The sequence below is a fragment of the Streptomyces sp. NBC_01450 genome (assembly GCF_036227505.1).
In the GTDB taxonomy this organism is placed as follows: domain Bacteria; phylum Actinomycetota; class Actinomycetes; order Streptomycetales; family Streptomycetaceae; genus Streptomyces.
Map to the genome: position 1 here is coordinate 981,733 of NZ_CP109481.1, position 24,439 is coordinate 1,006,171.

27 protein-coding genes and 6 pseudogenes are annotated in these 24,439 nt (G+C 68.0%); 17 read left to right on the forward strand and 16 right to left on the reverse strand.

All coding sequences use genetic code 11. The annotated features are described in order from the left end of the window. The first annotated feature begins 88 nt into the window (after positions 1-88). The 3 genes from OG568_RS52935 to OG568_RS52945 are packed head-to-tail and all read left to right on the forward strand — an operon-like array spanning position 89 to position 1,638. Positions 89-469 (forward strand): ArsR/SmtB family transcription factor, encoded by a 381-nt coding sequence (locus OG568_RS52935; RefSeq protein WP_329537242.1) that lies wholly within the window; start codon positions 89-91, stop codon positions 467-469. After that, positions 466-1,197 (forward strand): MIP/aquaporin family protein, encoded by a 732-nt coding sequence (locus OG568_RS52940; protein ID WP_329537243.1) that lies wholly within the window; start codon positions 466-468, stop codon positions 1,195-1,197. Before OG568_RS52935 ends, OG568_RS52940 begins: the two co-directional genes overlap by 4 nt. A gap of 30 nt (positions 1,198-1,227) precedes the next feature. Further along, positions 1,228-1,638: an arsenate reductase ArsC gene (locus OG568_RS52945; RefSeq protein WP_329537244.1), complete on the forward strand. Its 411-nt coding sequence runs from the start codon at positions 1,228-1,230 to the stop codon at positions 1,636-1,638. Positions 1,639-1,834: 196 nt separating this feature from the next. Here the strand turns inward: OG568_RS52945 and OG568_RS52955 are convergent. The 8 genes and pseudogenes from OG568_RS52955 to OG568_RS52985 form a co-directional block, all read right to left on the reverse strand. Further along, positions 1,835-2,086, reverse strand: a pseudogene (locus OG568_RS52955) (transposase); the annotation flags it as partial. A 380-nt stretch (positions 2,087-2,466) separates the two neighbouring features. Continuing rightward, a complete protein-coding gene (locus tag OG568_RS52960; RefSeq protein ID WP_443077937.1) occupies positions 2,467-2,754 on the reverse strand; it encodes a hypothetical protein in 288 nt (95 codons plus the stop codon). A 5-nt stretch (positions 2,755-2,759) separates the two neighbouring features. Continuing rightward, positions 2,760-3,311 (reverse strand): hypothetical protein, encoded by a 552-nt coding sequence (locus tag OG568_RS52965; protein ID WP_329538334.1) that lies wholly within the window; start codon positions 3,309-3,311, stop codon positions 2,760-2,762. A 29-nt stretch (positions 3,312-3,340) separates the two neighbouring features. Continuing rightward, complete coding sequence (locus OG568_RS52970) at positions 3,341-3,646, reverse strand: hypothetical protein (protein ID WP_329537245.1); 306 nt, start codon at positions 3,644-3,646, stop codon at positions 3,341-3,343. 1,096 nt (positions 3,647-4,742) lie between these two features. Continuing rightward, positions 4,743-5,156, reverse strand: a pseudogene (locus OG568_RS61890) (IS30 family transposase); the annotation flags it as partial. A 434-nt stretch (positions 5,157-5,590) separates the two neighbouring features. Further along, positions 5,591-5,758: pseudogene (locus OG568_RS61895) on the reverse strand (hypothetical protein); the annotation flags it as partial. Positions 5,759-6,402: 644 nt separating this feature from the next. Continuing rightward, complete coding sequence (locus tag OG568_RS52980; RefSeq protein ID WP_329529971.1) at positions 6,403-6,825, reverse strand: hypothetical protein; 423 nt, start codon at positions 6,823-6,825, stop codon at positions 6,403-6,405. Beyond that, positions 6,822-7,652 (reverse strand): IS5 family transposase, encoded by an 831-nt coding sequence (locus OG568_RS52985; protein WP_329529970.1) that lies wholly within the window; start codon positions 7,650-7,652, stop codon positions 6,822-6,824. Before OG568_RS52985 ends, OG568_RS52980 begins: the two co-directional genes overlap by 4 nt. A 673-nt stretch (positions 7,653-8,325) precedes the next feature. Between OG568_RS52985 and OG568_RS52990 the strand changes: the two genes are divergently transcribed. Together OG568_RS52990 and OG568_RS52995 are read left to right on the forward strand one after the other, a co-directional pair. Next, complete coding sequence (locus OG568_RS52990) at positions 8,326-8,823, forward strand: hypothetical protein (protein WP_329537246.1); 498 nt, start codon at positions 8,326-8,328, stop codon at positions 8,821-8,823. Positions 8,824-8,864: 41 nt separating this feature from the next. Continuing rightward, entirely contained in the window at positions 8,865-9,221 is a 357-nt protein-coding gene (locus OG568_RS52995) for a hypothetical protein (RefSeq protein ID WP_329537247.1), read from the forward strand. On the opposite strand, the pseudogene OG568_RS53000 reads toward OG568_RS52995, so the two are convergent. Both OG568_RS53000 and OG568_RS53005 read right to left on the reverse strand, forming a co-directional pair. Beyond that, positions 9,199-9,654: pseudogene (locus tag OG568_RS53000) on the reverse strand (helix-turn-helix domain-containing protein); the annotation flags it as partial. The gene OG568_RS52995 and the pseudogene OG568_RS53000 overlap by 23 nt on opposite strands. Further along, positions 9,651-10,913: a beta-ketoacyl-[acyl-carrier-protein] synthase family protein gene (locus OG568_RS53005; protein ID WP_329537248.1), complete on the reverse strand. Its 1,263-nt coding sequence runs from the start codon at positions 10,911-10,913 to the stop codon at positions 9,651-9,653. The gene OG568_RS53005 and the pseudogene OG568_RS53000, both read right to left, overlap by 4 nt. 67 nt (positions 10,914-10,980) lie before the next feature. Between OG568_RS53005 and OG568_RS53010 the strand changes: the two genes are divergently transcribed. From OG568_RS53010 to OG568_RS61900, 3 genes are all read left to right on the forward strand, one after another. Then, positions 10,981-11,598: a TetR/AcrR family transcriptional regulator C-terminal domain-containing protein gene (locus OG568_RS53010; RefSeq protein ID WP_329537249.1), complete on the forward strand. Its 618-nt coding sequence runs from the start codon at positions 10,981-10,983 to the stop codon at positions 11,596-11,598. 362 nt (positions 11,599-11,960) lie between these two features. Beyond that, on the forward strand, positions 11,961-12,434 hold the full coding sequence (locus OG568_RS53015) for a YxiG-like protein (protein WP_329537250.1): 474 nt from the start codon (positions 11,961-11,963) through the stop codon (positions 12,432-12,434). Between the two features lie 56 nt (positions 12,435-12,490). After that, the gene (locus OG568_RS61900; protein WP_443077938.1) at positions 12,491-13,081 is read left to right on the forward strand and encodes an IS5 family transposase; all 591 of its coding nucleotides are present in this window, start codon (positions 12,491-12,493) and stop codon (positions 13,079-13,081) included. A 5-nt stretch (positions 13,082-13,086) separates the two neighbouring features. Here OG568_RS61900 and OG568_RS53020 read toward each other — a convergent pair whose 3' ends face one another. Beyond that, a complete protein-coding gene (locus OG568_RS53020) occupies positions 13,087-13,857 on the reverse strand; it encodes a TetR/AcrR family transcriptional regulator (protein WP_329537251.1) in 771 nt (256 codons plus the stop codon). A 105-nt stretch (positions 13,858-13,962) separates the two neighbouring features. Here OG568_RS53020 and OG568_RS53025 point away from each other — a divergent pair, with 105 nt between their 5' ends. The 3 genes from OG568_RS53025 to OG568_RS53035 all read left to right on the forward strand — a co-directional run bounded on the left by OG568_RS53025 (position 13,963) and on the right by OG568_RS53035 (position 15,916). Then, positions 13,963-14,349 (forward strand): VOC family protein, encoded by a 387-nt coding sequence (locus OG568_RS53025; protein ID WP_329537252.1) that lies wholly within the window; start codon positions 13,963-13,965, stop codon positions 14,347-14,349. A 208-nt stretch (positions 14,350-14,557) separates the two neighbouring features. After that, on the forward strand, positions 14,558-14,704 hold the full coding sequence (locus OG568_RS53030) for a hypothetical protein (RefSeq protein WP_329537253.1): 147 nt from the start codon (positions 14,558-14,560) through the stop codon (positions 14,702-14,704). A gap of 132 nt (positions 14,705-14,836) precedes the next feature. After that, complete coding sequence (locus OG568_RS53035) at positions 14,837-15,916, forward strand: PP2C family protein-serine/threonine phosphatase (RefSeq protein ID WP_329537254.1); 1,080 nt, start codon at positions 14,837-14,839, stop codon at positions 15,914-15,916. Here OG568_RS53035 and OG568_RS61905 read toward each other — a convergent pair. Then, entirely contained in the window at positions 15,867-16,277 is a 411-nt protein-coding gene (locus OG568_RS61905; RefSeq protein ID WP_443077939.1) for a peptidase inhibitor family I36 protein, read from the reverse strand. The genes OG568_RS53035 and OG568_RS61905 overlap by 50 nt on opposite strands. 192 nt (positions 16,278-16,469) lie before the next feature. On the opposite strand from OG568_RS61905, the gene OG568_RS53040 reads away from it, so the two are divergent. Further along, positions 16,470-17,117: a class I SAM-dependent methyltransferase gene (locus OG568_RS53040; protein WP_329537255.1), complete on the forward strand. Its 648-nt coding sequence runs from the start codon at positions 16,470-16,472 to the stop codon at positions 17,115-17,117. Between the two features lie 49 nt (positions 17,118-17,166). Here the strand turns inward: OG568_RS53040 and OG568_RS53045 are convergent. Next, positions 17,167-17,298: pseudogene (locus tag OG568_RS53045) on the reverse strand (IS21-like element helper ATPase IstB); the annotation flags it as partial. A gap of 106 nt (positions 17,299-17,404) precedes the next feature. Here OG568_RS53045 and OG568_RS53050 point away from each other — a divergent pair. Together OG568_RS53050 and OG568_RS53055 are read left to right on the forward strand one after the other, a co-directional pair. Then, entirely contained in the window at positions 17,405-18,127 is a 723-nt protein-coding gene (locus tag OG568_RS53050; protein WP_443077940.1) for a transposase, read from the forward strand. Next, positions 18,055-18,510 (forward strand): annotated as a pseudogene (locus OG568_RS53055) (Tn3 family transposase); the annotation flags it as partial. The gene OG568_RS53050 and the pseudogene OG568_RS53055, both read left to right, overlap by 73 nt. 189 nt (positions 18,511-18,699) lie before the next feature. Here the strand turns inward: OG568_RS53055 and OG568_RS53060 are convergent. Beyond that, positions 18,700-19,278 (reverse strand): TetR/AcrR family transcriptional regulator, encoded by a 579-nt coding sequence (locus OG568_RS53060; protein ID WP_329537257.1) that lies wholly within the window; start codon positions 19,276-19,278, stop codon positions 18,700-18,702. A 90-nt stretch (positions 19,279-19,368) separates the two neighbouring features. Between OG568_RS53060 and OG568_RS53065 the strand changes: the two genes are divergently transcribed. Beyond that, positions 19,369-19,815, forward strand: a complete 447-nt coding sequence (locus tag OG568_RS53065; protein WP_329537258.1) for a DUF1772 domain-containing protein — start codon at positions 19,369-19,371, stop codon at positions 19,813-19,815. Between the two features lie 326 nt (positions 19,816-20,141). Continuing rightward, positions 20,142-20,567 carry a DUF4267 domain-containing protein gene (locus OG568_RS53070; RefSeq protein WP_329537259.1) on the forward strand — a complete coding sequence of 142 codons (426 nt, stop codon included), beginning with the start codon at positions 20,142-20,144 and terminating at the stop codon, positions 20,565-20,567. A gap of 785 nt (positions 20,568-21,352) precedes the next feature. Here OG568_RS53070 and OG568_RS53080 read toward each other — a convergent pair. Together OG568_RS53080 and OG568_RS53085 are read right to left on the reverse strand one after the other, a co-directional pair. Beyond that, positions 21,353-22,555: an MFS transporter gene (locus OG568_RS53080; RefSeq protein WP_329537260.1), complete on the reverse strand. Its 1,203-nt coding sequence runs from the start codon at positions 22,553-22,555 to the stop codon at positions 21,353-21,355. A 2-nt stretch (positions 22,556-22,557) separates the two neighbouring features. Beyond that, a complete protein-coding gene (locus OG568_RS53085) occupies positions 22,558-23,328 on the reverse strand; it encodes an SDR family oxidoreductase (protein ID WP_329537261.1) in 771 nt (256 codons plus the stop codon). Between the two features lie 56 nt (positions 23,329-23,384). On the opposite strand from OG568_RS53085, the gene OG568_RS53090 reads away from it, so the two are divergent. Then, positions 23,385-24,374 carry an ArsR/SmtB family transcription factor gene (locus OG568_RS53090; RefSeq protein WP_329537262.1) on the forward strand — a complete coding sequence of 330 codons (990 nt, stop codon included), beginning with the start codon at positions 23,385-23,387 and terminating at the stop codon, positions 24,372-24,374. Positions 24,375-24,439 lie beyond the last annotated feature (65 nt).

Sequence of the window (24,439 nt, forward strand, 5' to 3'; positions counted from 1 at the left end):
CGGGGTATGGCGGTACCCCGGAACGGCCTGCATTGACGTTCGTTGATGCAACCTTGCGCCTTGTATCGAAAAACGTCAACATAGAGGCATGTCGAAACAAGAGCTTGAGCTGCTCGGCCAGGACGCGGACGGCGACTGCTGCCGGGGCCTGGCTGCCGCGCCCCTGGACGAGGAACGCGCCGGGGAGCTGGCGAAGGTTTTCAAGGCGCTGGGAGACCCGGTGCGGCTGCGGCTGCTGTCGATGATCGCCTCGCGCGGGGAGGGCGGAGAGGTCTGTGTCTGTGAGCTGACTCCGGCCTTCGAGCTGTCTCAGCCGACGATCTCCCACCACCTCAAGCTGCTGCGGCAGGCCGGTCTCATCGACTGCGAGCGGCGTGGGACCTGGGTCTACTACTGGGTGCTGCCCGGTGTCCTCGACCGGCTCGCCGCGTTCCTGACCACGCCGCAGACCGCCGGGCCCACCGCGTGAGCGCGCCGCTCGGCCGCCGCGCCGCCGCCGAAGCCGTAGGGACCGGCCTTCTGGTGACGATCGTCGTCGGATCGGGCATCCAGGCCACCGGGCTGTCACACGACGTCGGCGTGCAACTGCTCGCCAACTCCCTCGCCACCGTCTTCGGCCTGGGCGTGCTGATCACACTGCTCGGGCCGGTCTCGGGCGCGCACTTCAACCCCGCGGTCACCCTCGCCGCCTGGTTCACCGGCCGCCGCGACAACGCCGGCCCGACCCTGCGGGAGGTCGCCGCGTACGTGCCCGCGCAGGTCACCGGGGCGATCGGCGGCACGGTCCTGGCCGACGCCATGTTCGCCAGGCCGCTGGTGAAGTTCTCCACCCACGACCGGTCGGCCGGGCACCTGTGGCTGGGCGAGGTCGTCGCCACCGCCGGGCTGATCCTGCTCATCTTCGGCCTGGAGCGCAGCGGCCGCGCCGCCCTGGCCCCGGTCGCCGTGGCCTCCTACATCGGGGCCGCCTACTGGTTCACCTCCTCCACCTCCTTCGCGAACCCCGCGGTGACCCTCGGCCGTACTTTCACCGACACCTTCGCTGGGATCGCGCCCGCCTCCATCGCCCCTTTCATCGCGGCCCAGTTGCTCGGTGCCGCGCTCGGGCTGGGCGCCGTGGCGGTGGTGTACGGACGTTCGGCCCGCACGGCAGACGTCGTCGTCCCGCACGGCGAGCCCGAACTCGCCTCCTCCTGACCCCTCCCTCCACCCGCAAGGACACCCGCCATGAGCACTCCCTCCGTGCTGTTCGTCTGCGTCCACAACGCCGGCCGCTCCCAGATGGCCGCCGCCTTCCTCACCCACCTCGCCGGTGACCGGGTCGAGGTGCGCTCGGCCGGATCGGCTCCCGCCGACACCGTGAACCCGGCCGTCGTGGAGGCGATGAAGGAGCGGGGCATCGACATCTCGGCCGAGACTCCGAAGATCCTCACCACCGAGGCGGTGCAGGCGTCCGACGTGGTGATCACCATGGGCTGCGGGGACACCTGCCCGGTCTTCCCCGGCAAGCGATACCTCGACTGGCAGCTCGACGACCCCGCCGGCCAGGGCGTCGACGCCGTCCGCCCGATCCGCGACGAGATCGAACAGCGCGTACGCGACCTGCTCGCCGAACTCGACATCCCGGCCACAACATGACCAAGGCACACGGGACTCCGGCCTAGGGCCTGTCCGGCGGATCAAGTCGCAGGGACCAGCGCCCGGGCGATCAGTGCGTACGGCTTCGCCACGACCGGGCCGTCGTACTGCAGGAAGTAGCTGTCGCCGCCCAGCCGCACCGGATCGATCGACGCCGCCGGCACGAACGCAACATCTCACGCTCAAGCTGCCACTCCTTCTCCGCCTTCAGCAGCCGGGCGTTCTCCGCCCGCAACCGGGCCAGTTCCCCAGCCGGACTTCCGCCGGCCTCGCGGCGCTCGGGCAGTGCCTGGAATTCGTTCTCCTTGCGGACCCACGTCCGCAGCGACTCGGCGGTGATGCCGAGGTCCGCCGCCACCGCCGCGTATGTGCGCTTGCCGCCCCCGGCGCGATAGAGCGCGACCGCGTCCTTCCTGAACTCCTCCGGATACGGAGATTTGCGTCCCACCTGAACATCCTCCCTGGACCATCAAGATCCATTGTCAGGGTGTCCACTCCAAAGGATCAGCCTCAAGACATCGGTTCCACCCTGCCTGGCTTTCCGTTCATCCATGGCAACCCGGTGAACGTTGCCGGTCACAGCACTGGGTCGGCTCCAGTTCTTCCCTCCTGCACAGACCCAGTGCTTGGTTCGGAGAATAAGGACGCCTTGCCGTCCGTGCGTCCGATCTCGTTGACGACGGACGTGCAGGCGGTGTCCAGGTTCATGTCGGTGACTGTGGCGGGGACCGTGAAGGTCGTCATGAGCGCGGTTCTCCTTGTGGAACGTGAAGGGGGCGGCCCGCGTGCTGCGCGGGCCGCCCGGAGTGGATTCGGTGCGTCGGGGTGTCAGAACGGCGGTCCGTCCGGCCAGGGGTCGCGGACCGGCAGGAGCCGGAGGACCAGCTCGCGCCGCTCTGCCCAGCACCAGCAGACCTCCATGTCCGGGTACGGGCCGCTGGTCCACCAGCCGCCGGCGCCGTGGCAGTCGGGGCAGTCCGGCCGGGGACGCGGTTCCGGCCAGATCTCGTGCCGGGAGCACGTCACCCGCCAGTGGCCCGTCTTGAGAACGACGGCGGCCGCCGTGGCCGTGAGCGGTACGGCGGCCGCGAGCAGCAGAGCGGTTCGGGCGCGCACGGCGTTCAGGTCCGGGGCGGGTGCGGCAGGACCAGGAACTGGGTGCCCGTGCCACTGGTGTTGAGCCGGGCGGCCAGGAAGTCGGGCTCCCTCTTGGCGAGCTGGAGCATCGTCTCCTTGATGAAGCCGGCCGGGCGCTGGAGGTCGACACGGTCCGCGTGGAAGTCGCTCAGGTAGACGGGGTGGCGGCCCGTGGTGCCGTACATGCGCAGCCCCCACAGCCGGTCGCGCACGATCTTCGCGGCCTGGTCGTCGTCGGGCGCGGCCGGGATGCCCCGGTCCAGCGCGCGGCAGCCGGCCGCGTGCGTGTTGGCGAGGTCGGCGGCCTCCTTCTCCGTCAGACGGCTGCGGCTGCGGCTGTCTGCGCGGTAGGTGCAGCCGAGGCACGCGGCGGCGAAGGGCGACGTCCCTCGGTCGCCGTCGGCGGTGTAGCAGAGGACGATCGCGCCCTCCCGTTCTCCGACGGCGCCGCGATACCACTGGACGGTCGTGCCGTCCGGTGTCCACGTCGCCGTGTCCAGTACGGCGGGACGGCGGGCGAACAGCGTGCTGAGCATGGGCAACTCTCCTTCTGGGTGGTCGTTGGTCAGGCGGTGAGTCGGTGGGAGGCCGAAGCCGTGGACGCGGCGTAGCTGCTGGGGTCCACCGGCGTGCCGTCGAAGCACTCCAGGCAGCACCCGAGCTTCTTGGAAAGGCAGATGTAAAAACGCCTCCCGCATGCGCCGAAGGTCTGGCGGGCAGCCATCGCCCGCTCCAGCGCCCGCTCCTGAGCGATCGTCGGGATCCGCTTCGGCTTCGCCAGATCGACACGGAGCAGGAAGCCCCGGGTGTTGTGGTTGCAGGACAGGTGCGGCCGGTAGGAGCACCACTTGCAGCGCAGGATCGCGACCAAGCCTTCGGGGACCGCGCCACGGTCGTGCGCGGAAACCAGCGGGTTCGCGGATTCTGAAGGTCGACCGGAAGCGAACCTGCTGGTCGTGGCAAACCGTTGACAGGGTGGGCACTCGGGTTGAGCGCTGCTTGAATGCTCCAGTGATCGAACTAGTGGGTCTCCTCGTAGCGGCCGGGCTGACGGCGTGGCTGTTTCGCCGGAAGGCGAAGCAACGTGCAGACAGTGCCGCTCAGGGAAATGTGATCAAGGTTCCCTGCATGCTCCGACATCCCTCGCTTGAAGGCCGGTGGCTCCGGGGACGGATGTTGATTGGCCCCTCCACGATGGCCTGGGAGCCCCGCACCAAGGCTGGGGCGGCAGTATCACTTCCGGCAGGGTTGCGACAGGTCAGCGTGCGTTCACCTTCGCTGCGCGAAGCAATGAAGATCAACGGTGGGTCCAGGATCGTCGAGTGCAACTCCTCCGAAGGCGCTGTTCTCATTGCCGTGATGCCGAATGAGTTGGATCACGTACTCACTGCCCTGAGCAGGAACGGAGCCGAGTAAGCAGCGGCACTTTGAGGCTCGTCGGCGCCGTGTGTATCGCCGTCGTCCGGCTGCCCGGTGAGCAACGTCAGACGGCGGCGGCTTCCTGAATCCCGCATAACCTCGCAAGTTACTGGCCGAACTAGCACAATCTGTCAGCAACTCGCAGAAGTTGAAGCGCACAGATGACAAGCAGCGAGAAGGCCCTCACCTGCTCACTTGCTCACTTGCGGTGATTCCCCGTACCGAAGTCCTCACGGAACCCGCGCGAACTCCAATTGGCAGCAGGGCCTCGCTGCGCGGCACCCGCTTCGTCTCGCGGGGCGGCGCTTCTTCTTGGGGCGCGGCATCACTGTCTCCCGGCGCTGGGCAGCCGGGCGGAGCTCTGCGGGTAGCGGGGGCCGGGGCGGAAGGGGCGGGGTCTGCCAATCCGTCGGCGCGTACGGGGGATGAGCACGGGCGTGTCCTCCAGACGTCGGTGGGCCGCAAGCACCGCGCCCCGCCGACGTCGGAGGCGGATTCAACAAATCGTCGCAACACGGGGAGTGTTGGGGTCGTTCGTCAGCAGCTCGGAGAAGCTCGGCTGGACTCTCCCAGCCGAGCGTCTTCCGTGGCCTGGCGTTCACCTCAGCCGCTACAGCTTCCAGGTCCTCCCTGGCGTACTTCGACAGGTTCACGCCCTTTGGGAAGTACTACCGCAGCAGGCCATTGGTGTTCTCGTTTGAACCCCGCTGCCAAGGGCTATGCGGATCGCAGAAGTACACCGGCACCCCTGAAGCCTTCGAGAAGGCGTAGTGGTGCGCCATCTCGGCGCCTTGGTCCCAGGTCAGAGACCGCTTCAAGGAGGGCGGTACGTCCTTGACGGCCTCCAGAAGGGCAGCTTGCACGGCACCGGGGCTGTGCCCGTGTGGCAGGTGGACGAGCAGCGTGTAGCGGGTGCTGCGCTCCACGAGGGTGCCGATGGCGGACCCGTTCGGGCCGCTGACTGATCGTGACCATCGGGTGCGTGAAGCGAGCGGTCCTCTGGTCGGGGCGTCGGCGTCGCTTCCGTAGGCTTCGGCCGGTTCGCAGGCGACGGGCTGATCTCGTGCCACAGGCCACCTCTGGGTTGGGCATACAAAGCTCGATAGATCGTCTCGTGGCTCGCGTGCAACTCCGGGCGGTCGGGGAACTCCAAGCGGAGGATGTTCGAGATCTGCTCGGGGCTCCACTTCTCGTCCAGGCGCGCCTGAACGAGAGATCGCAGCTCAGGGCACGTTTCAACTCTTCGCGTCTTAGGGTGCGGACGCCGTGACTGCGCCCGCTTCTGAGCGGCGGACGGTCGGTAGGACGAGGGATGGGCCGGCCCGACGTTGAGGTTGCAGTTACGCCGGATCTCACGGCTGATGGTCGACGGGCTGCGGCCCAGGGCGGCCGCGATCGATCGGAGGGACTTCTTCTCCCGCCGCAGGTCGGCGATGCGTATGCGCTCCTCCTCGGACAGGTAGCGGTTCGAGATGGGACTCGCCGGGGCCTTCAGGTCACCCCTGCGCGGATCGGGTGCGAACTTGCGTGGAGCGCCAACGAGTGGCGGTACCGCGGCCCGGATCGTGTTGTCACTGCCTGCCCTGTCGGCCTGTTACCCGCTCAGCACGACCGTTCAGCCACTCTTGCCCGGTTCTGCGGTTGATGCCGACGGCGCGGCTGGCTCCCCTGATGCTCACGCTTCGTTTATCAGTTCGAGGAACCTGTGCTTCACCTCGGGGGACACCCGCTTGCCGTTCGGGCGCCCCCAGCAGTGCTACTCGTGTCTCTCATCGCCTACCCGGACGTCGGGTGTTGCGACGTTGAGTTAGAACCCAAGTGCCCTCCGGCGGGGCGTCGCCAGCGCGGTTCGTCGGCATCGTGGGCGCCGTCTTCATAGGCACCTTCAAGGCCGGACAACCGGTGTGCGGTCACCGGATGAGAGTGCGCAGGACTGGGGTGCCGGCGCCGGCGCTGGTCAGTCCAGCGATGACGGCGGCGGCCACGGGGGCACGGGTGAGAGCGGTGAGGCCGCCGATAATGAGCCCGATGACAAGCGCGGTCAGGAGGACAATGGCGGCGTGCAGGAACAGGAACGGCTCCTCAGCGGCGGGCTCGTTCGACGACGGGTTGCCCCGCCGCGGGTTCTGAGAGTGCGGAACGTGAGTTCTTGTCCGTTTCGTGGTTGAGGTTGGGGAAGGATCGCTGGTCGCGGGTGTGGGGTGGCCCTCAGGCGTCGGGGCGGGCGAACAAGCCGGGTTCGGGTTCGATGAGGATGCCCCGGCTGACCAGGCGTTTCAGTTTGCAGCGGATGCCTTCGGTGTTCTTCGGGAGGATCGGCAGGTCGAGGGCCTGGCAGAGATCGCGGGCGCGCATCGGCCGGTCCGCGTCGGCCAGGGCGGAGAGGATCTGCTGGTAGGCGGGGTGGTCGGGGATGTCGGGGCGGTCCGGCCCGGTGGCGGGTGAGGGTAGCGGGAGCGTGAGGAGGGTCTTGCGGGTGATGCGCAGGTTCTCGCTCTCCGCGTCGAGTTCGCCGAGCTGCCGGGTGAGTTCTTCGATGCGGTCCCGGAACTGCTCGGCTTGGTCGTCCAGTTCGCGTTCGCGGGTTTCGATGTGTTCCAGGATGGCTTTGACCTGTGGGTTTTCGCTCATGCGGTCCTCCAGGAGGCGATGGTGGCTCCGGTGAGGCGGCGGCTCATGACGGAGGTCATCGCCCACAGGACGCGGGAGCGGGAGGAGGCGGGGCGGTGTTCGTAGTCGCGTACGAGACGGCGGTAGAACATCAGGATCCCGTTCGTCTGCTCCACGATCCACCGTTTGGCCTGTGGAACGAAGCCTTTGTCGTCCGGGTTGCGCTCGACGATCTCGACGTCGATACCCACGTGTCTGCCGTGCTCGACGACCTTCTTCTTGAAGCCCTGGTCGACCAGGGCCTTTTTCACCGTGTCGCACTGCTCGGTGACAGCGTCCAGCAGGGCGATGCCGGCGGTGTTCTCGTGCGCGGAGGCGGGCAGGACGACGCAGTCAATGACGAGGCCCAGCACGTCCACGGCCAGGCATCTCTTCCTGCCCGGCACCCTTTTCGCGGCGTCCCGGCCCGTCGTCGTGGCCGGGACGCCGACGGCCACGTGGATGCTCTGCGTGTCCAGGACCACCAGGCTCGGGTCGGCTAATCGTTTCCGCTTCTCCCGCAGCTGCCAGCGCAGCAGGTCGTGAATGTCCTGGTCGGTGCCCTCGTCGCGCCAGAGGTAGAAGTAGTACTTCACCGCTCCGGGCGGGGGCATGTCATGGGGCAGGAACTCCCACTGACAACCCGTGCGGTTCTGGTAGAGGATGGCGTTCACGATCTCCCGCATCGCGTACTTCCCCTGATGCCCGCTGACCGACGGATGCCGGGCCTTCCATGCCGTGATCACGGGTTCGACGAGCTCCCACTGCTCATCGGTGAGATCACTCGGGTACGGCTTGCGCATGCTCATGCCACAACTCAAGCGAACCCCGAACGCCTGACCGGCAGCGATGCCCCAACGTCACACCATCGAGCGATGACAAGACCGACGGAACGCCACATCCCGCACTCTGAGAGCCTGACTTCGAGCCAACGTCGTGAGCAGGCAGTCACGGGAGAAAGCAGCGACCTGCAGACAGCCTGTTCAGCGTTCTCCCAGCTCACCCCCTCCCTCCAAAAGAGCCACGCCCACCACCTGCTCACCGGCATGGGGATCTTGGCCTGGGTGTTGTTGTGGCGGCGCTGCCATCGCTTGAGGCGTCGGCCGCGAAAGGGAACCTGGACGGGGTGGCTTGCACCTTGCGCTCCCCAGCCGATTCGAGTGCGCCACGGTGAGGTGTCCGTCATCAGAGGCCGAGGGTATTGAGCGCCGTGGTCCAGTCGGTGACGATGGCCTTCTGGGCGGCCACGAGGGTCACCTTCCGAGCGCACACCGCGGTATGGAGTTTCGTCTCCACCGGGTCCTTGCGGTTGTTTACCCCGGCACCAGCCTTGTGGCTGAGGTCCGGCGGATGTGGAACTGCTCGGGGATTCGCGATCCGGGAATGGGTCATTCCGAGGGCTATGGCCGCCTTGCGTGAACGCTCCTGTATGTTCTTTCGGGCTTGCGACGGGTGAGTTCTGTGGGGCTGAAGAGGTCGATCGTGACTGATGAACGGCTTGATGCCGAGTGGGTCCGGGTTTGGTGCGAGCAGGCGGGAGCGGCGCTCACCGAACTGATGCAGTCGTTCCAGGCGCGGCACGGCTTCCCGCCCGGCAGGAACGCGGTCGTGCTCGCAACGGAGGAGAGTCACGAGGCGACCGACATGCTCGTGGAACTGACGCCGATACCCTCGGACCTGACCACGATGTACTGGGTGATCAACGGGGTCTCCCTGCCCGATATGGACAACGGCTACTTCATCCATCCGCCCTCAACGGTCGCAAGCCACTTCCGGGAGTACGGGGCTATCCAAATCAATGGGGAGGAGCCTGCCCTTGTGTTCGCCAGCGACGGCGGCGGCCATCTGTTCGCACTGGCAGGCTCCGGGCGTGTGTGGAGGTCCACCACCGCCTCCTGGTTCGATCAGTTCGATCTTGCCGCCGCAAGCCTTAAAGAGTTCCTCGAAGGGCTGGCACGACGGATCAGCGGTCAGCTCTGACCGGCAGCCGAAGCCGACAGCCGATACGGCAGAATGCGGGGGTGCCGAATCTGATCGAGATGAGTGAGCGCGAGTACTTCGCCCAGTTCGCCAAGCGGACCGGCATGTTCATCGGCCGGACGACGCTCAGCGGAGCGACCGCCTTCATGGCGGGTTATGACCAAGCTGCCCGCCGGCATGGCGGGCCCGGCCTGGATGGTTGGCGCGAGTGGCTGATGGCGAACCACCAGGTCAGCGGCAACCTCGTCTGGGAAGCCCAGATTCGGCAGATTGCCCTCCCGGACTGGCAGGGTGGGTGGGATCTCACGCCCGAGCAGGAAGTACAGGTCCTTGAGGCGCTCTTCGAATTGCTGGACAAGTTCCTTGCCGAACGCGAGGGTTCCGCTTCACAGGTTTGACGTATTTCTGCACCATGTGGCCGGGTCGTCGAGCAGTGATCGTCTGCGGCTCTCGGTTGGTCTTGCCGTTGGGGTCGATGAACTTCCGTCGGTTCAGCCCGAGGGCGGCCAGGTGGCGGGTGACCGTACGGCGCGAGATCACAATCCCGTCGACGGTGAGCACGTGGGCGATGCGAGTGGCCCACCACTTGTGGGCACGCCGCCTCTCCTCAATGCGTGTGACCACGTCGACTGGTGTCGCACTTGGCTGATGATGCGGCGTCGAGATTCGATCATTCAACCCGAGTTCGCCGTATCGCCGGTCCACCCACTTCGACGCCGTTGCTCGGGAAATCCCCACCTCTGCGGCTACATGCGCAATCGGACGAGTCTTGCAACGCTCGACCAATCGGCGGCGACCCTCCACGGACAGCGGTGCGTTCGCGTGGGTCATGGTGTGGTCGAGGCCGTACGGGACGCGTGGTGCCGTGCGCCGGTGACGATGAGTGAGACGTTCTGCCCACCGAAGCCGAAGGAGTTGCTGAGCACGGCCTCCTGGGGGACGTCTCGTCGCTCTGCGACGACATCGAGATCGATGTCGGGACCGACGCCGGCTGCGGTGAGGTTGCGGGTCGGCGGGATGACGCCGTGCTCCACACTGAGGATGGCGATGAGCGCCTCGATCGCACCAGCCGCGCCGAAGAGATGTCCGAGCGCCGCCTTGGGGGCCGTCACAGTGGCGCGGCCGAATACTTCCCCGATCGCGTGCGCCTCGGCGACGTCGCCGACCGGAGTTCCGGTGGCGTGGGCGTTGATGTGACTGATCTGCTCGGGAGCCAAACCGGCTTGCGCGAGGGCCTTCCGCATGGCCGAGATCTGACCGGAGCCGTCGGCAGCGGGCGCCGTGATGTGGTGAGCGTCGGCGGCGATGCCGGCGCCCGCGAGTACCGCGTGGACGCGCGCGCCTCGGGCGCCGGCGTGCTCGGCGCTTTCTAGCACCACGACAGCGGCGCCTTCACTGAGGACGAATCCGCTGCGGTCCGCGGCGAACGGCCGGGAGGCTGACGCGGGTTCGGCGGTATGCCGCGACAGTGCTTGTGCCTGGGCGAAGCCGGCGACGGTGATCGGGGTGATCGCGGCCTCGGTCCCGCCCGCGATGACCATGTCCGCCTCGCCGGCACGGATGAGCCTGGCCCCCAGGGCGATCGCCTCGGCACCGGAAGAGCACGCCGAGGCGGGCGTGTAGACCCCGGCCCGTGCACCGTATTCGATGCTGATCAGCGCCGCCGCCGCATTGGGCATGAGCATCGGGACCGTGCGTGGCGAGACGCGCCGAGCCCCGGCCGCCTCCAGTACGTCGTCTTGCTTCAACAGCGTCCGTACGCCACCGATGCCCGTGCCGATCGCTGATGCGAGCCGGTCCGGGTCCACCTTTGGGGCGCCTGCATCGGCCCAGGCTTCGGCCGCCGCGGCGAAGGCCGCCTGCTGCGAGCGGTCGAGCCGCCTGGCCTGCACCGGCAGCAGCAACTCGGCGGGGTCGATCGCCATCGTCCCCGCGACGGTGTCGGGAAGGCCGACGTCCTCGTGGCCGCGCAGGACGCCGCCGCGGATGCCGGACTCGCCGGCAAGCAGGGCGTCCCACGTAGACACCACGTCTGCCCCGAGTGGCGTGATCGCGCCGAGTCCCGTCACGACGACTTCAGTCCGGTGCATGCCCTTCAACCTTTCTTGTATGCGATACAAGCGAACAGAGCCTTGTTGTATCACATACAATTTGGGTGTGGAGAAGAAGCGAACCGAAGCTCGATCAACGTCGGCTCGATCGCGTGACCGTGGTCGCGCGACGAGGCGCCGGCTGATTGAGGCAACTGCACGGCTCTGCGAGGAGCGGCCCGGCGCTGAGGTGAGCGTCGCGGAGATCGCGAACGCGGCAGGCGTCTTCCCCAATCAGGTCACCTACTACTTCGGCTCCAAAGACTCGCTGCTCGTGCACGCCGCCTTTCTCGGCTTGCTGCACGACGCCCGACGGATTGAGCGCATCGGTCGCCAAGCCCCCGACGCGGCGACATTTCGGCGCAACATCGCCCGCGCCGTACTGGCCATGCCCTCACTCCCGTCAGTCGCGCGAGCACTCGCCGCCGGGATCTCCAAGCCCGAACTCGCCCCCGTGGTCGACCAGCACCTCCAATTGCTGTTCCGGCAATCCGAGCGCTTCGTGAGCCAGCTCATCGACGGTCGCGGCTGGAGGGCCCGTCGACCGCTCGACGTGGAGGCCAGGACGTTCTGGAGCACCGCGCTCGGCGCAGTGCTGCTCGTCCGCGCCGGGGCACACGGCACTGTCTCCGACCTCGACCTCGCCGGAGCATTGACCATCCACGACGACTCAGAGCCCGGCTAGTGCCGCGGCAGGCAACGTTTGCCCGTCATGGAGCGGCGTCCGGTGCGTGCTCTCGGCGTGCCGGCCGGAAGACCTCGTACTGGACGTACTTGGGCTTTCGGCCGGTGCGGCGAGAGGGCGTGCCGGACGCCGCGACGGGGCAAACGTTGCCTGATGCGGCACTAGCTCAGTCGAACGGGCCGGCGACGACGACATGCGCGGTTCCAGCGCGACGGTGACCTTGTCGCGGTCGGCATGTTCACCGTCGCCAACGAACTCCACTGTTGCGGCTAAGACTTGTCCGGACGATCTCTGAGGCACCGGTGCCTGACACCAGTGAATCTCGTTGTCGAGAGTCTCGCCGCGTGAGGTAGAAGGGCGGCATGGATACCGCCGTACTTGAACAGGTGCTGGACGAGGCCTTCGATCACGCTGTCGTGCACCACGGATACACCAACTACATGCGTGACTACGAGGTCATCGTCTACGCGACAGCCGATCCCCGTACCGGCATCACGCCGTCCCACCTGCGGTATCTCTTCCGGTACTGCGTCGAGGCCCGATGCGAGACGTCAGTCCCAGTGGAGACCTGGCGGGTCTCTTTGGATGATCGGCTCATCGAGTACGAAACCGGTGCCGACCTCGACGGATACGTCTGGGGCGTGAAGTGGCACTGCTTGTACCCGGGAGCCAAGCTCCTCCCTGAGTCAGAGACGACCCGACGCTGGTCGAAGGCCCTCGGGATCGACTTTCACGAGGTACGCATTGAAACCAACGCACACAACCTGGCCTTGCTCTTCTCTGACCTTCAGGTGAGCGAGGTCCCGGTCGGGTACGCCCCCTTCGTCACGGAGTAGGGATCAGCGTTCGTGCGATCTTGTGACCGGCGTCTGTCCGGGTCGTTCTTCCTGTCATGGGGCGGGGTGATCTGAGTGACGCGGAGTGGGAACGGCTGCGGCCGTTTCCGCCTGCCAGCAACAGGCGTTGTGGCAGGAGGCGGGACCATCGGCAGGTGACCGACGGGACTCTGCACCGGGTGCGGACCGGTGTGCAGTGGCGTGACCTGCCCGAACGGTTCGGGCCATGGAAGACCGTCTATGAACGCCACCGGCTGTGGCCGGCCGACGGAACCTGGGAGCGTCCGCTCCAGCAGCGGCGGGTGCCCGCATCCGCCGGCCCCCGCGCCAAAGGGGTCCGAAGGGCCAGGACATCAGGACGAAACGCCGTGGCAGAGCTTGCACGCCCGCCTGGTGGAGGTGGTGCTGAAGGTGAGGGCCTGGGCCGCTCGCGCGGCGGGTTCACCACCAAGCTCCACCTGAGCGCGGACGGCCGCTGCCGCCCACTGTCTCTGATCGTCACACCAGGTCAGCGGGCTGACTGCACCCAGTTCAAACCGGTGCTGGAGAAGATCCGAGTCCCGAAACCCGGGCTCGATAGTGGTGGTCGCGGTCAGCGATCAGCGATCAGCGGACGTAAACGCGGTCGTTGCCGGACCGGTATGTGAGATTGCTATCGGGAACGGCTCGCGGTGAGGTGGGTGAGGCCGTCCAGGATGCGCTGCAGCCCGAAGCTGAAGGCGTGTTCGGGGTTGTACACGCCCTGGTGCGCTGCACCCGCGGCACTTCCGACCCGGGCTGCGAGGGGGAACCGGGCAGGATCGAAGACCCTGGCCAGCAGTGGTGCGTTGGCTGCCCACCACTGCTCGTCGGACATGGCGCTGTCGCGGGCGGCGGCCTGGGTGTCGAGGTCGGCGCGGGCGACGGACTGGACGAAGCCGAGCAGGAAGGTGAGGGCCGCGTCCATCTCGACATCGTCGAGCCCGAGGCCGTCGAACGCGGCCAGTTCGTGTTCGTACTTGGCCATGAGCCCGGGACCGAGCGGCGGGCGTGCGGTGGGCAAGGTCGCCACCCATTGGTGGCGCCTATAGAGGTCGCGGTTCTCGCGCGCGACGGCCTCCACCCTCGTGCGCCACGGGGCGGCTGTGTGATCGGTACGCGGCATCTGCAAGTAGGCGGCGTCCAGCATGAGGTCGAGCAGCTCTGCTTTGCCCGGGACGTACGTGTAGAGCGTCATCGGCGTGACGCCCAACTGCTGGGCGACGCTGCGCATGGTCAGGGCGTCCAGCCCACCGGAGTCGGCGAGTTCGGTGGCGGCCTGGACGACCGCGTCGACCGTCAAGCCCTGCTTGGGGCCACGCCGGGAGCCACCTTGTCCGGACTCGCGCCACAGCAGTTCCAGAGTGCGGGCCGGGTCGTCTGCGCCGCTTCGTTCCCTGGCCATGCGCTCCATCCGTTGCCTTGAGGGCTTTGGTCCCTCGTTCCGCCTACTCTGTACGATGTATAGAGTACAGCGTACAGAGATTGGTCTCGAGCCCCAGGAGAAGCCATGAAGATCACTTCCACCGCCGTCTCCCTGACCGTCGACGACGTCCCCGCCTCCGCCGCATTCCTGACAAGGCACTTCGGCTTCCAGGAGGCCATGGCCGCCGAAAGCTTTGCCTCACTGGTCCGCGAGGACGCCATCAACGTGATCTTTCTGCAGCGCGGCATCGAGGTCCTGCCTGAGGGCGTTAGGGACCAGCACGCCGCGGGTGTGATCACCGCGTTCACCGTGGCTGACCTGGAGGCTGAATACGAGCGACTGCAGAGCGAAGGCGTCTGCATCACCATGCCACTGCGCGAAGAGCCGTGGGGTGAGCGCCTCTTCCAGGTCACCGACCCGAACGGTGTAATCCTCCAGCTCGTAGCCTGGGCCACACCCGACGACCAGTGACGGCCTTGAGGCCGATCGTGGAGGTGGCGGTCGACCCGTGACGCGAGAAGGGCCTTCCTGGTTGGGCGAGTTGTGCAGCTGACCTGGGCCCGAGCGGCCTGCGCTGACCCTGCCCTGTGCGGCGTCTCCCGCGCGCACTTCGGCGAGTTGCTCGAAGAACTCGCCCCCAAATGGCAGGCAGGGCGGGAATCGGTGCTGCGCGAGCGGCGTGGCGGGGACCGACGGCGGGCCGCCGGGGCAGGACCCAAGCGGCGCCTGGTGTGTGTTCGTGGACCGGCTCCTGGTCACGCTGGTGCACCTGCTGCTGGCGCTGCCGCACGCTGCGCGGGCGGAGCAGTTCACAGTGAGCTGCTGACCTGCCGGAAGAGACTCGCTGCTCGTGGGGCCGCCCCGGGGGAGCGCGTCGGGGCAGAATGGGCGCATGGGTGTCCGACGTGGGCGTTTATCGCGTGATCGCCTCCTGGAGGAGCCATCGAGCCGCGGGCTGGTGGCGATCCCGCTCGTACTGATCGTGGCGATCACCGTGCTGGATCTCTACACACCGGCCGATGTCCATCTTGGGCCTCTGCTGGTCATCGCGCCCGCGCTCACTGCCTCTCTCTCCGGGACGCGGATGACCGCTCTCGTCGGAGCCCTCGCGGTGGCGGCCCTGGTGCTCGTAGCCGCGCTCGAAGGCGGACTGACCACGGCCAACCGCATGGCGCAGATCCTCGCGCTGCTCGTCCTCTCCGCCCTATCAGTCTTCCTGCGCTACGTCACGGAGCGGCGTGAACGTGCGCTGAGCCGGGCACGCTCGGTGGCGGCGACCACGCAGCGGGTTCTGCTGCGCCCTCCGCCGCGCCGGATCGGGCCGTTGCGGGTGGCGTGGCTGTATCTGTCCGCGGAGGACGAAGCGGAGATCGGGGGTGATCTCTTTGCCGTCGGCCGGGCCGGGCATGCCGCGACCCGGGTGGTGATCGGCGATGTACGGGGCCACGGCCTGGCCGCGATCGGTGAGGCCTCGCTGGTGCTGGGCGCTTTCCGTGAGGGCACTCACCGCTGTGCCTCTCTGCTTGAGCTGGTGGCTGCCCTTGACGACAGCGTCAGCCGGAACGTGGAAGACGTGGCAGACACCAAGCACGATCCCGGCGAGCACTTCATCACCTGCCTCGTCCTGGAGATCCCCGACGAGGGCCCGGCGGCCGAGATGGTCAACTGCGGGCACCCGCCACCGCTGCTGGTGACCGATCAGCAGGTGACGGTTCTGCACGCCCGCCGCCCCCTGCCGCCGCTGGGCATGGGCGAACTGCCCGTCGGGGCGCGCCGCACCGACCCGTTCACCTTCCAGCCCGGCGACATGCTCGTGCTCTACACCGACGGTGTCATCGAGGCCCGCTCACCGGCCAGAGCGTTCTATCCCCTCGCCGAGCGGGTCGCATCCTTCCCGGCCGCAGGCCCCGACGATCTGCTGGACCGGATCCACCGCGACCTGCTCGCCCACATCGGCGGCCCTCCCGCTGACGACGCCGCCATCCTCGTCATCGAACACACCCCCTCGCACCACCTCCTTCGGCCCCGCACCCACTAGAGGAAAAGCTGGACGTGCGGTTCCAGAAGGAGCGGATTCTGTTGTCCCACGAGCCCATCGTGGGCATGTCGGCGCGGGCCTTCATCATGGAGCCGGTCTCGTTCGTACCGCTCCATCCGCACAGGTAGCCGGACGGGCAAGAGCTCGCCGACGTGGCGGCTGCCTGCGCGGGCACGGCGAGCGTCACCGCGGCGAGCGCCAGGCTCCCCGCGGTCACCACCAGCCGTCTGAGGCGTCCGTTCGCCTCGGTCCCTTCTGGGTTCGGTTGCAACAGGATGAGCGCACTGTATGCCTGGCAGCGTCCTGCACCATGGGCGCGGTCGATCCAGCCGATCATGTGACCGCCTCGCCCTGGGGTCATTGTTCTGGTTGGCTGTGACGTTGTTCAGCGGGCTCTGGCAGGACGCCTTCCAACGGCCCCATGCAGTGAAGATCCCGTGTCGTCTCAACGTCTTCAAGTGGCCCCGGGCATTGGCTTGTTCTGGTACCACTCGTGAACCGCTTCGGCTGAAGAGCAGGCCGAAGGCCGAAGAGAACGGCTAGGGTCGAGGTCATGACAATCGATGACGAAGCCCTTGTGGCGGAGCAGATTGCCTACTACCGGGCCCGTGCGTCCGAGTACGACCGGGTCTATTCCGAGCGTGAGGACCTGCGGGAACTGCTGGCTGCGGTCGACGGCCTTCCGATCACCGGAGATGTACTGGAGTTGGCCTGCGGAACGGGTCAGTGGACTCGGGTGTTGGCCGCGCGGGCGCGCTCACTGACCGCTGTTGATGCCTCGCCCGAGGTGCTGGGGATCGCCCAGGAGCGGGCCGGGTTCCCCAACGTCCGGTTCGCCCAGGCCGATGTGTTCAGGTGGCAGCCGCCGCGCCGTTTCGACGCTGTGTTCTTCGCCTTCTTCCTCTCCCACGTCCCGTTGTCCCGGCTGAGCGCCTTCTGGGACACCGTTGCTGCCGCACTCGCCCCCCACGGCAAAGCGGTCTTCATTGACGAAGGCCCCGCCGAGGCCGCGCGGGAAGAGGTGGCCGCGAAGCTGCGCAGGCTCGACGACGGCCGCGAGTACCGCATCGAGAAAATCTTCCATGACCCGGGAAAACTCACCGGCGAACTCGCCGCGCTGGGCTGGTCGGCAGATGTCCGGATCCGGGGAAACTTCATCGTCGGTGTCGCACAACCGCCGCCCACGCCCGCCGCGCCCTGAAGTGGCCCCGGAGCTTGGCTGACCACTCGGGGCTTCGCGTCGCGGTGGTCTACTTTCCCGCGCCGTTCTGCTCGGCTTTTGAGCGAGCCAGGCGGTAAGACTCGGTGCCGGTCTCGATGAGGGTGGCGTTGAAGGTGGGCCGGCCCACGATCGCCGCGCAAAGCCGTGGATCGGCGAAGGTCCACGGCGGGCTGCCCCGCCTGTTCGGCGGCGCGCGTATCCCGTCCACACTCGGCACCTTCCTGCGTGCGTTCGCCTGGGGGCATGTGCGTCAACTGGAATCCGCCATGCGGGCGTTCACCTGTCGACTGGCCGCGCACACCGGCCTGGTCCCCACCGGTGACGAGGTGGTGTTCGTCGACATCGACTCCAAGGTCAAGCCCGTGTACGGGCCGGCCAAGCAGGGCACCTCCTTCGGCTACACCAAACAGCGCGGCCTGCACTTCCAGATCGTCACCGTCAAGACGTCCACCTACGCGCCGGTGATCGTGGCAACGAGGCTGCGCAAGGGCTCGGCCAAGTCCGGCAAGGGCTGCGCGTCGCTGCTGCGCGAGGCCATGGCCACGGTCCGCACGATGGGCATTACCGCCCAGATCATCGTCCGCGCCGACTCCGCGCACTTCTCCCACAAGGTCGTCGCCGCCTGCCGCGCACACGGGGCGCGGTTCTCCCTCGCGGTCGCGGTCAAGAAGAAGATCCGCCAGGCCATCGCCGCGATCGCCGACGACGCCTGGACGCCCATCCAGTACACGACCTCGGTGTGGGACGCCGAGGAAAAACGCTGGATCTCCGATGCCGAGATCGCCGAGGCTCCCTTCACCGCGTTCACCAGCGAGAAGAAGGCTTCACGCCACGGCCCGGCTCATCGTGCGCCGCGTCAAGCGCCTGAACCCCGCGTCCGTGCCCGAGGGGCAGAACGAGCTGTTCAGTGTCTGGCGGGCGCATCGCCAAGACCCTGCACCTGCTCCGGATCGTCAACCCGGTCGACGACACCTACCGGCGCCAGATGAACCGGCAGTTCACCGTCCAGGAGTCACGGCACAAGCTCGCCCGCGACATCTGCCACGGCCAGCGCGGACAGATCATGCAGGCATACAGGACGGGGCTGGAGGACCAACTCGGCGCGCTCGGCCTGGTCCTCAATGCCGCCGTGCTCTGGACAACGCGCTACCTCGACGCCGCCGTCGACCACCTGCGGGCCCTGCCGCCCGAGGAGCGGGAGCATGACGTCCTGGACGACGACGTGGCCCGGGTCTCCCCGCTGAAGCACGCCAACCTCAACTGCCTGGGCCGCTACAGCTTCGCCGCCCGCCCGCCACGCGAGGGCCTACGCCCACTGCGTGACCCGGCAATTGTCCACCTCGACGAGGACAACGAGGGCACCGGCGAATGACGCGGCGTCAGGGCGCGTATCGGGTCGTGATCAATGAACATCGCAGCTTCCGGGGCGGGTGCCCGTCCGGGGTACGGGGCCCGGCGATCTGCGGCTGCGCCGTGTGGACGCGAGTGACCGGAAGCATTGCCGCAGGCAGGCAGCGGCGGGGCCCGAGAGCCCCGGCTGCGTGCCCGCCGGGATGGTGTGTCAGACCATGGCGAGCCGGTCCACCAGCAGCTCCACCCTCGGCTCGGCGTCCTCGGGCAGCAGGCGGCCCGCTCGGGTCAGGGTGGCGAGCCCGTGCAGGGCCGCCCAGAACACCTCGGTGAACAGCCCCGGGTCGATGCCGTCCCCGGCGGCCTCGGCGAGGCACTCGAGCAGGGCGGCGAAGGCGTCCTTCAGCGGCTCGGGGGTGTCCTCCTGCGCGTACGCCAGGCCGCCGTCGAGCTGGAACAAGGCGTCGTAGACCGCCGGGTTGTGCTCGGCGAAGTCGAGGTAGGCGCGGGCCAGGGCGGTGACCCGGGCGCGCGGGCCGTCCTCGGCGGAGGTCGCGGCCCGCACCGCCGCAGCCATCTCGGTGGCGCCCTCCAGGGCGACGGCGCCGATGATCTCGCGCTTGCCGCGGAAGTGGCTGTAGAGGACAGGCTGACTGTATTCGATGCGCTCGGCGAGCCGGCGGGTGGTGACCGCGTCCCAGCCCTGCTGCTCGGCGAGTTCGCGGGCCGTCGCCACGATGAGGCGCTCGCGCTCCGCCCGTTCGCGCTGCTTGCGTTCTTGTACCGACATGAATCAATCCTAGCACCGCTAGACAATCGAGCGGCAGCAGTACTAGTGTTGCCTCATCGGCTAGCAACGCTAGATGCGGAAGAGGTCATCATGCTCAACGCACTCGAGGTCATCACCACCGTGATCGTCGGCGTGATGGTGGGGGTGGAGTTCTCCGTCGCCTTCATCATGAACCGGATCCTGGACGCGCTTCCCGAGGACAGCGGCCAGCTCGGCCACGCCCACGGCGGCCGGATGCTCGGCGCCGTGATGCCGTTCTGGTACATAGGCTCGCTCGTCCTCAGCGCGATCTGGGCTGTCGCCGAATGGCACCACCATGGCGCCGGACTCGTCGTCACCGCCGCCGGCCTGCTAATCGTCAGCGTGGTCATGTCGATCCTGCTGCTCGTCCCGATCAACAACCGAAACAAGACCTGGACCCCCGACAACCGGCCCGCCGACTGGAAGCAGCAGCTCCGCCGCTGGGACCGCTTCCACTACGTCCGCGTCGCCGTCATCATCGCCGCCTTCACCCTGCTGGTCGCCGCCCTCACCTGATACCACCGCCGCCCCCGACATGCACTGGTTCGCCCCTGTATATCGACGGCTTTCGCCCCGTCGGGGTGAGCCCGACAGGGCTTCGGATTTCTGACCCCGCGGGCCGACGCCGCGCCGGTGGCGCACAATCCCCACTCCTCGGGGGGCGGCTGCCCACCGAAATCCCGACATTCGGGAATGCGGCTGCCGCTCAAATCCCACAACTGCGATCCCGGCAAGCTACGCCCCTCGATCAGCCGCGTCCACGCGGCCTGATCGGGCCCCACACGACTCACCGGGCTCCACGAAGCTCACCAAGCCGACGAAGACCCGCAAGGAGAAGAACGATGTCGCTGAAGAAGATCAACACCGTCCTGGCCGCCGCCTTCATCCTCTTCATCCTCTGGTTCGGGACGGAATTCATCCTGAGCCCGGAGACGACGGCGCCGGGCTTCGGCCTGCCGAGCTGGCCGTCCGGCGACGGCGACGGCTTCCTGATCATCAAGGGAATCCGCGACGTCGTCTTGGCCCTGGTCCTGGGCATCCTGCTGGTGACGGGCCACCGCCGGGCGCTGGGCTGGGTGCTGCTGGTGGAGGCCCTCGCCGCGTACGGCGACATGGCCACCGTGCTGGCCCACCACGGCTCCGTGGCCACCGCGCTCGGCGTCCACGGCTTGACCGCGACACTGATGGTGGTCAACGGCCTGCTGATAATGCGCGAGACCCGCAAGGTCGCGGCCGCTCCGGCAACGCCCGCCCTGCAGCCCGCCTAACGCCACCTTGGCGCGTGTCGGTATTCGCCTGTCAGCGTCTGTCGGGAAAGGCGAGGCGCACGATCTTCTTCCAGTGGACGGCAGCCTGGTCCCGTTTCTCCGGGATGACGCAGCGCGGCTCCCTGCCCCGACTCTCATAAATGGTCCTTTGCGAGAGCAAGGTCAACGGTGGGCCCCCGGCGGCCCGTTGATCTCCGATCGGTTCTCACAACCCCTTCTCACTCGAAAGGGGAACGGACCCCCTTCTGCGAGTTGCATTGAGCGAGGATCTGCGTCCATGACGGATCCTCAAACCCCGTGCTCCGACGCGGACGACGTCGAACAGCACGCCTGCCCGAAGTGCGACGCACAGGCTCGCCGTGCCGCTCGCGCGGCGGCGCGGTCGCCTCTGCCTACCACACCCGCCGCTTCACCAAGGTGCCGCGGCTGGCGAAGCTGCTGCGGGTGCCCACCCCCGCCGACCGCAGGCCCGGCCAGCCGTGGCGACCCGGCACCCCGCCCCCGGCGCCGATCGGCTCGACACCGCGGCCCGCAAAGGCAAGCACGGCAGCCGGCCCCCGGTCGTCACACGCATCATCACCAACCCGCTCCACAGCGCCTCGTACTCCACCGAGACCGGCCGACGGCTGTTCGGCTGCGCGGCCGAAGCGGACCGGCCCGCGATTATCTGGATCTCTGGGCAGAACACGCAGGTGAACGCACTATGCAGCTGTCAGGGACGTAGGGCACGGCGATGCGATGGGCTGCTGGAAAGGGACGTTGGTCATCCACAAGTGAACAACGGGTCAACGCCGACTCGTGGCCGGGATCTCGTCCAACTGGGGCCTTCGGCCATACAGCGCCACGAGGTGGCGGGCCAGGGCGAGTACGGCGAGCAACGCCACAAGCGCACACACGCCCCGCCACCCGGCCTGGCCGTAGGCGCGTACTCCGAGCCAGGAACCCGCGCTGCCGCCCAGGTAAGCGCAGGTCATGTAGGCGGTGTTGAGCCTGCCGCGGGCGTCGGGACGCAGGGCGAAGACCCGGGCCTGGTTGGCGACCATGCCGGACTGCATCGCGACGTCAAGCAGCAGCGTGCCGAGTATCAGGGCGGTCAGCCCCAGCACTCCGCCCCGGGCGCCCGCAGTGAGGACTGCAGCTGAGACGAGGACCCCGAGCATGCAGACGAGGTTCACACGATCGGGCCCCCCGCGGTCCACCAGACGTCCGGCGAACGGGGTCCACAGCATGGTCGCCGCGCCGACCAGGGCGAGCATCCCCACCGCCTGGGCGCCCAGACCGTAGGCCGGGCCGGTAAGAAGGAGCGCCAGACAGGTCCAGACGGCCGAGAACCCGGCGAAGACCGTTGCCTGGTAGAGACAGGAGCGGCGCAGATCCGGCTCGGTGCGGAGCAGGCGCAGGGACTCAGCCAGGAGTGCCGGGTACGGCTGGCGCGACGGCGGAGTCGTGGCCGGCAGCGTGTAGGCCAGGACGGTCGCGAGGAGCAGGACCAGGACTGCGGCCACCAAGTAGGGGGCTCGCCATCCCAGCCATTCGCCGAGCGTCCCGCTGAAGGTGCGGGCCAACAGCATGCCGCCGATCGACCCGCTCAACAAGGTGCCCATCACCGCTCCGCGGCGGTCGGCGGCCACCAGCCCCGCCGCCAGCGGAGCGACGATTTGGGCGGCCACGGTGGTGACGCCGATGAGCGCGCTGGCGGCGACGAGAGGCGGCAGGGCTGTCGCGCAGCCTGCGGCGAGCAGGCCCGCGCCGGTAAGGGCGAGCAGGGTGACGAGGAACGGGCGGTAGGGGAGCCGGTCGCCAAGCGGCACCAGCAGAAAGATCCCGGCCGTATAGCCGACTTGGGTGGCGGTCACCAGCAGGGCGGCGGAATCGGGCGACTCGCGCAGTCCGGCGGCGACCAGCGGGCTGATCGCCTGTGGGAAGTAGATGTTGCCCACGCCGACGGCGCAGGTCACGGCCAAGATCAGGACCAACCGGCGGCTCATCTTCAGCCCACCGGCCCGTCGGCGACGTAGATGACCTGGCCGGAGATGAACCTCGCCCCGGGACACGTGAGGAAGGACGCGGCATGCGCGATGTCCTCCGGTTGGCCGACCCGGCCGACCGGGATGGACTGCGCGGCAAGGCGTTGGTGCTCTTCGAAGGCGCGGCCTCGTCGACGGGCGGAGGTCCTGGTCATGTCGCTCACGATGAAGCCGGGAGCGATGGCGTTGGCGGTGACGCCTTGTCGTCCGAGTTGGAGGGCGAGCGTCTTGGTGAAACCGATGAGACCGGCCTTTGCACTGGCGTAGTCGGCGCGACCGGAATCGCCGGGCGCGGAGATGCTCGACATGTTGATGATCCAGCCCCAGCCGGCCGCCATCATGTGCGGGCTCACGGCCCGTGTGAGGAAGAACGCCCCCCGCAGGCTGACTCCCGTGGCCGCGTCCCACTGCTGCGTGGTCATCTCCGCGACGCCGACGTCAGTGCCGCCAATGCCGGCGTTGTTGACCAGCACGGTCGGTGACCTCAACTCGGCTGCCATCTGGGCGACGGCAGCGGTCACGGCCATCTCGTCAGCGACGTCGGCGGCGACCGCTGCCGCTGTCCCGCCGCTGCTCGTGATGGCTTTGACCGTACCGGCGCACTCTGCCGCGTTCAGATCGACCACTCCGACTGCCAAGCCGTCTCGCGCAAGTCGCTCGGCCACAGCTGCGCTGATACCCCGTGCCGCTCCGGTGATGATCGCTACGCGCTCTGCGTGAGCTGTATGTGTCATGCGTGGAAGTTCACGGCACCCGCACTCCGCTGCCTATCGATGTAGCTTCTGGCTTAATGATCAGCTTTGAGCTTGGCGTCGAGGACCTCGCGGACACGCGGTTCGCCGTATCGCCCCTGCATGAGACCGTGCTCAGTCTGCGGGTGCTGCGCGAGCCGGGACTGTCCGCGCTGCACCTCCCATGGCGTAGGTCCGTTCTCGGCAGACTCAGCGCGCTCGACAACGACCTGCTCATGTCCCTGGTAGCGGCGAGGCGCACCCTTCCCGACTTCCTGACGCCGCGGCCCGCAAGATTCGCCCCAGCCTTCGAAGAAGAACTGGCCGTCGTCCGCCAGGCCTCCCCCGATCTGGTCCGCCGCGATCTGCTGGCCACGCACGCGCCGGACCCGCTTCCCGGGGCTCTGCACGCTGCCACCGCTGCCGACGACGCGCCCGTCGTCAGACTCCGCGACGCCCTCTGCGAGCTCCTGCGGCAGTACTGGGAGGCCGCCATCAAGCCGATGTGGCCGCAAATGCAGCTGCTCCTGGAAGCCGACATGACCTACCGTGCGCGGCGACTGGCCATGGGAGGCGCCCGCCTGCTGTTCGCCGACATGCACCCGAATCTGCGATGGCACAACGGCGTGCTGCACATCGACAAGATGATCGGTAGGCACCGCGTCGAGGCGTCGGGCCGAGGGCTGCTGCTCGTACCGTCCGTGTTCGCTCACAAGCCCGGGCCCCCCGTCAGCCCGGAGGAACCGCCGATGCTGGCGTACCCCAGCCGCGGAGTGGCGACGCTCTGGGTGCCGGCGCCCATCGCTGACGCGACGGCTCTCGTGTCCCTTCTGGGTGCGCCCAGATCGAGACTGCTCAGCCTCCTCGATGAGCCGCTGCCCACAGTCGAGATCGCCCGCCGCCTCAGGGTCACCCCGAGCGCCGTGTCCCAGCACCTACGCGTGCTCTACGCCACCGGCCTCGTCACCCGAGCTCGCGCCGGACGGCAGGTCCTGTACCGCCGCACCCCCCTCGGCGACCAACTGACCGGCCAGCGTCAGCCCCCCTGAGCCCGATAGAGCGAGGACCGGCTGTTCGCTGATCCGTCAGCCCACCTCGGCGTGTGTGGCGCTTG